Source organism: Streptomyces bohaiensis (genome assembly GCF_012033785.1).
Lineage (GTDB): Bacteria > Actinomycetota > Actinomycetes > Streptomycetales > Streptomycetaceae > Streptomyces > Streptomyces bohaiensis.
The window spans coordinates 1-3,571 of record NZ_JAAVJC010000374.1 but is presented as its reverse complement, the minus strand read 5'-3'; the positions used below and the strand labels follow the sequence as shown (position 1 = coordinate 3,571).

At 77.3% G+C, this 3,571-nt stretch carries 4 protein-coding genes; 3 read left to right on the top strand and 1 reads right to left on the bottom strand.

Annotated features, from left to right (window positions below; genetic code table 11):
• Positions 1–1,851 (top strand): ATP-binding domain-containing protein (locus HCN52_RS22790; protein WP_168090322.1); only part of this gene is annotated, 1,851 nt, incomplete at its 5' end.
• Positions 1,852–1,970: 119 nt separating this feature from the next.
• The gene (locus HCN52_RS22785) at positions 1,971–2,432 is read left to right on the top strand and encodes a VOC family protein (RefSeq protein ID WP_168090321.1); all 462 of its coding nucleotides are present in this window, start codon (positions 1,971–1,973) and stop codon (positions 2,430–2,432) included.
• A 108-nt stretch (positions 2,433–2,540) separates the two neighbouring features.
• On the opposite strand, the gene HCN52_RS22780 is transcribed toward HCN52_RS22785, so the two are convergent.
• Complete coding sequence (locus HCN52_RS22780) at positions 2,541–3,191, bottom strand: hypothetical protein (RefSeq protein ID WP_168090320.1); 651 nt, start codon at positions 3,189–3,191, stop codon at positions 2,541–2,543.
• A 47-nt stretch (positions 3,192–3,238) separates the two neighbouring features.
• Between HCN52_RS22780 and HCN52_RS22775 the strand changes: the two genes are divergently transcribed.
• The gene (locus HCN52_RS22775; protein WP_167971357.1) at positions 3,239–3,427 is read left to right on the top strand and encodes a DUF5703 family protein; all 189 of its coding nucleotides are present in this window, start codon (positions 3,239–3,241) and stop codon (positions 3,425–3,427) included.
• Positions 3,428–3,571 lie beyond the last annotated feature (144 nt).

The window sequence follows — 3,571 nt, the reverse complement described above, 5'->3', positions numbered from 1 at the left end:
GCCCCCGGCACCGCGGCGCGCCCCGCGCCCGCCTCGGCCGCCGTTCCGTCGGGCTCCGCCGCCCCCTCCTCGCCCGCCGAGGGCCTCGCCGCGCTGCTCGCCGAGAGCGGCGCCCCCGGCTCGCTGGCGGGCCCGGTCACCGGCGCGCTGGGCTCCCGGGCGGCGGAGGCCCTGCGCGCGGACCCGTGGGCGCTGTTGGCGGCCCCCGGCGTCCGCCCGGCACAGGCCGACGACTTCGCCCGGTCGCTGCTGGGCGACGCCTGCGGCCCGGACGACGAGCGGCGCACCCGCGCCCTGGCGGTGTGGCTGCTGGAGGGCGCCGCCCGCCGGGGCCACACCGTGCGCACCGCCGAGGAACTCCGGCGCGACCTCGCGGCACACGCCGTGGCGGACGCCGCGGCCGCGCTGGAGGACGCCGTCGAGGCGGGCGCGGTGCTGGCCTTCCAGGAGCCCCTCCCGGGCGCCGAACCGGACGAGGCGGGTGAGGTCCCCTCCCGGACCCTCTTCGGGCTCGACCGGTGTGCCGTGGCCGAGGAGGGGCTCGCGGACGGCTTGCTGCGGCTGCGCGCCACCTGCGTCCCGGCCGCCGACACAGCGGGGGACGGCCCCGCCGGAGACCCGCCCGCACCCGCTGCGGACGGGGAGGGCGACGGCCCGGTCGGAGAGGCGGACCCCGCCGCCGGCTGGGGGCGGCTGGCACGCGCCGATCTCCCGCGCTCCGTCCGCGAGCTCGCCGACGCGGCGGTCGACCACGGCGTCGTGGTCCACACCGGCGGCCGCGCGGCCCGCGGCGAGGTGGCCGACCTGGTGCGGGCGGCGCGGGAGGCGGGGCTGCGGGCGGAGCTGCTCGCCCACGCCCCCGACCCCGGGCAGGACACCGGAGAGGTGGCGCCGCGTACTCTCGCCGGGCTGCTGACCGGCCCCGAAGCGGTCGGCCGCGACGACGACGGCGCGCTGGCGGTGGAGCTGCTCGCCGTCCTCGACGCCGAGCAGCTGGACACCGAGACGGCGGCCGCCCTGGTCGAGGCGATGCCCGACGGCTCGCGGCTGGTGTTGAGCGGTGAGCCGGGGCTGCTCGGTCCCGCCGGGCCGGGGCGGCTCCTCGCCGACCTCCTCGCGGCACGGATCTGCCCCCGCGTCGCCTCCCGGACCCCGGACGAGGGTCCGGTCGGCGAGCTGGTCTCGCTGGTCGCCTCCGGCGAACTCGCCCGGGTCGACGCACCCGGCAACGAGGTGGTGGTGGTGCCCGCGCAGGACCCGGGCGAGGCGGTGCACCGCACGGTGCAGCTGCTCACCGAGTCGATCCCGCGGGCGTTCGGTGCCGGTCCGGCTGACGCGGTGGTGCTCACCACCGCGCACGGCGGCCCCTGCGGCACCCGCGCTCTCAACGCCGCGGTGAAGGCGCGCGTGAACCCGGGCCCCGGTCGGTTCGGGGGCTTCGACCCCGGGGACCGCGCCGTCTGGTCCGCGGGGGTGGGGCGCACCGTCTCCGGCACGGTGGTGGAGGCGGACTCCGCGACACGGAGCCTCGTCTGCGAGACCCTGGCCGGACGGGTCACCGTCCCGGCGGACGAGGTGTCGCTGCGGCACGGCTGGGTGCTCACCGTCCACCAGGCGGCGGGGCGGTCCTGGCCGGCGGTGGTCGTGGTGGTGCCCGGTGACGCCGGTGCCCTCCTCGACCGGGCCTGGGTGCACACCGCCTTCAGCAGGGCGCGGCGCCACCTCTCCGTGGTGCAGGGCGCGGGGCAGGCGTTGGCGGCCGCGGTCGCGGCCGAGCCCCGGCCGCGGGCCACCCGGCTGGCCGAGCTGCTGCGGCAGGGTGCGGCGGACCCCGCCGCCGAGGAGGGGTGAGTCCGCCCGCTTTCCCAACGGCCGCAGCGCCGGAGCGCTCGTCACGGCGCCGGGGTGGCGAGACGGGGAGGCGGGGTGCAGAGCAGTGGACAGAGCAGGGCGATGAGAGGAGCAGGACGATGAGCAGTGAGATCCAGGTGACCTTCGACGCCGCGGACCCCCGGGCGCTGTCCACCTTCTGGCGTGACGTGCTCGGGTACGTCCACCCCCCGCCCCCCGGGGACCCGCTCCCCGAGGGCGCCGACCCGCTGGCCGCGTGGGACGCGTTCCTCGCCGGGATCGGGGTGCCGGAGGGCGAGCGCAACGCCCGGTCGGCCATCGAGGACCCGGCCGGCCGGGGACCGCGACTCTTCTTCCAGCGCGTGCCCGAAGGAAAGACCACCAAGAACCGCGTGCATCTCGATGTCCGTGCCGCTCCGGGGCTGCGGGGCGCGGAACGGATGGCGGCGCTGGAGGCGGAGTGCGCACGTCTGGTCGCCCTCGGCGCGGTCCGGGTCCGCCGGGACGAGCCGGAGCCTCCGATGAGCGCCGGGTTCATCGTGATGACGGACCCGGAGGGCAACGAGTTCTGCCTGGACTGAGCCGGGCGGCTCCGGCCCGTCGCGCGGGGTGGCGCGGCGGGCCGGAGCGCGTCGAGGCCGTTGTGTCCCGGGCGGGCCACGGGTGCCCCCGGTGGCCCGCCCGGGCCGTCACAACCCGTCGAGGTCCTCCTCGTCGAACGCCTCGCTGATGTCGAAACGGCAGATCACCCGTTCCGGGTCGACGTTCTCGAACGGCGCCGGCAGCCACTCCCCCGGCTCGGTCGGGTCGTCCCCGGCGGCGACCCAGGTGGTGGCGTCGCCCTCCTCCAGGCCGAACTCGGCGTGGCGCGTGGCGATCTCGTCCGGCTCGAACTCGCCGAACAGCACCCCGATCGCGGCGTGCAGACTCTGCCCCGCCCCGACGCCGACGGCGTCGTCCTCGTCCACCGACTCCGGGTCGAGGTCGGCGACGCGTTCCGCCTGCGCGAGCAGCCGCCGCGGTTCGCTCACCGTGTAGTCGCGCCGGATGTAGACGCTGAGCGTCTCGGGCTCGTCCGGCCCGTCGTACTCGGCCCGGCCGTCGGTGGCCGGGACCTCGAACGGGGTCACCTCGTCGTGGACCTCGTACAGCATCTCGTCGTACACCTCGCCGGCCGCGGCCAGCTCGTTGAACGCGTTGAACACCTCGGCGTCCGCAGCGGCACCGCCACCGCCTGCGGCGCGCCGCTCCACGGCGTCCAGGTGACGGTCCAGCGCCTCCTTCAGGGCTTCGGCGGCGGCTCGGACCTCGGCAGCGCTGGGCTGCGCAGCATCAGACATGCACCAGACGGTATCGGCAACCGGGGCCTGCCCGCACAATGGATTCGATGCCGGAATACGAGTTTCGTGATGTGTTCGTGCCGCGCGGGGTCTCCCGCGCCGCCGCGACGCGCCTGCTGACCGAGCACGCCGAGTACGGCCACTGGGAACTGGACAGACTGCGGCTGTTTCCGGACGGCAGCAGGCGGGTGCGGCTGCGCCGCAGGGTGATCCGGCAGGTGCGCGCCACCTGGTGACCCCGGGCGTGGCGTGGGCGGGGGGACCGTGGTGGCGGGCCGTGCCGCCGACCGTCGACGCCGACGTGCGGCGAACAGGATCGCGCGCGCTCTCGCGCCCTCCGCTTCGCCCCGAGCGCCGGTGGGTGCGCCGTGCGCACCCAC

Coding starts and splice junctions, on each gene's coding strand:
- HCN52_RS22785 (WP_168090321.1), top strand. CDS start 1,971: ATGAGCAGTGAGATCCAGGTGACCTTCGACGCCGCGGACCCCCGGGCG.
- HCN52_RS22780 (WP_168090320.1), bottom strand. CDS start 3,191: ATGTCTGATGCTGCGCAGCCCAGCGCTGCCGAGGTCCGAGCCGCCGCC.
- HCN52_RS22775 (WP_167971357.1), top strand. CDS start 3,239: ATGCCGGAATACGAGTTTCGTGATGTGTTCGTGCCGCGCGGGGTCTCC.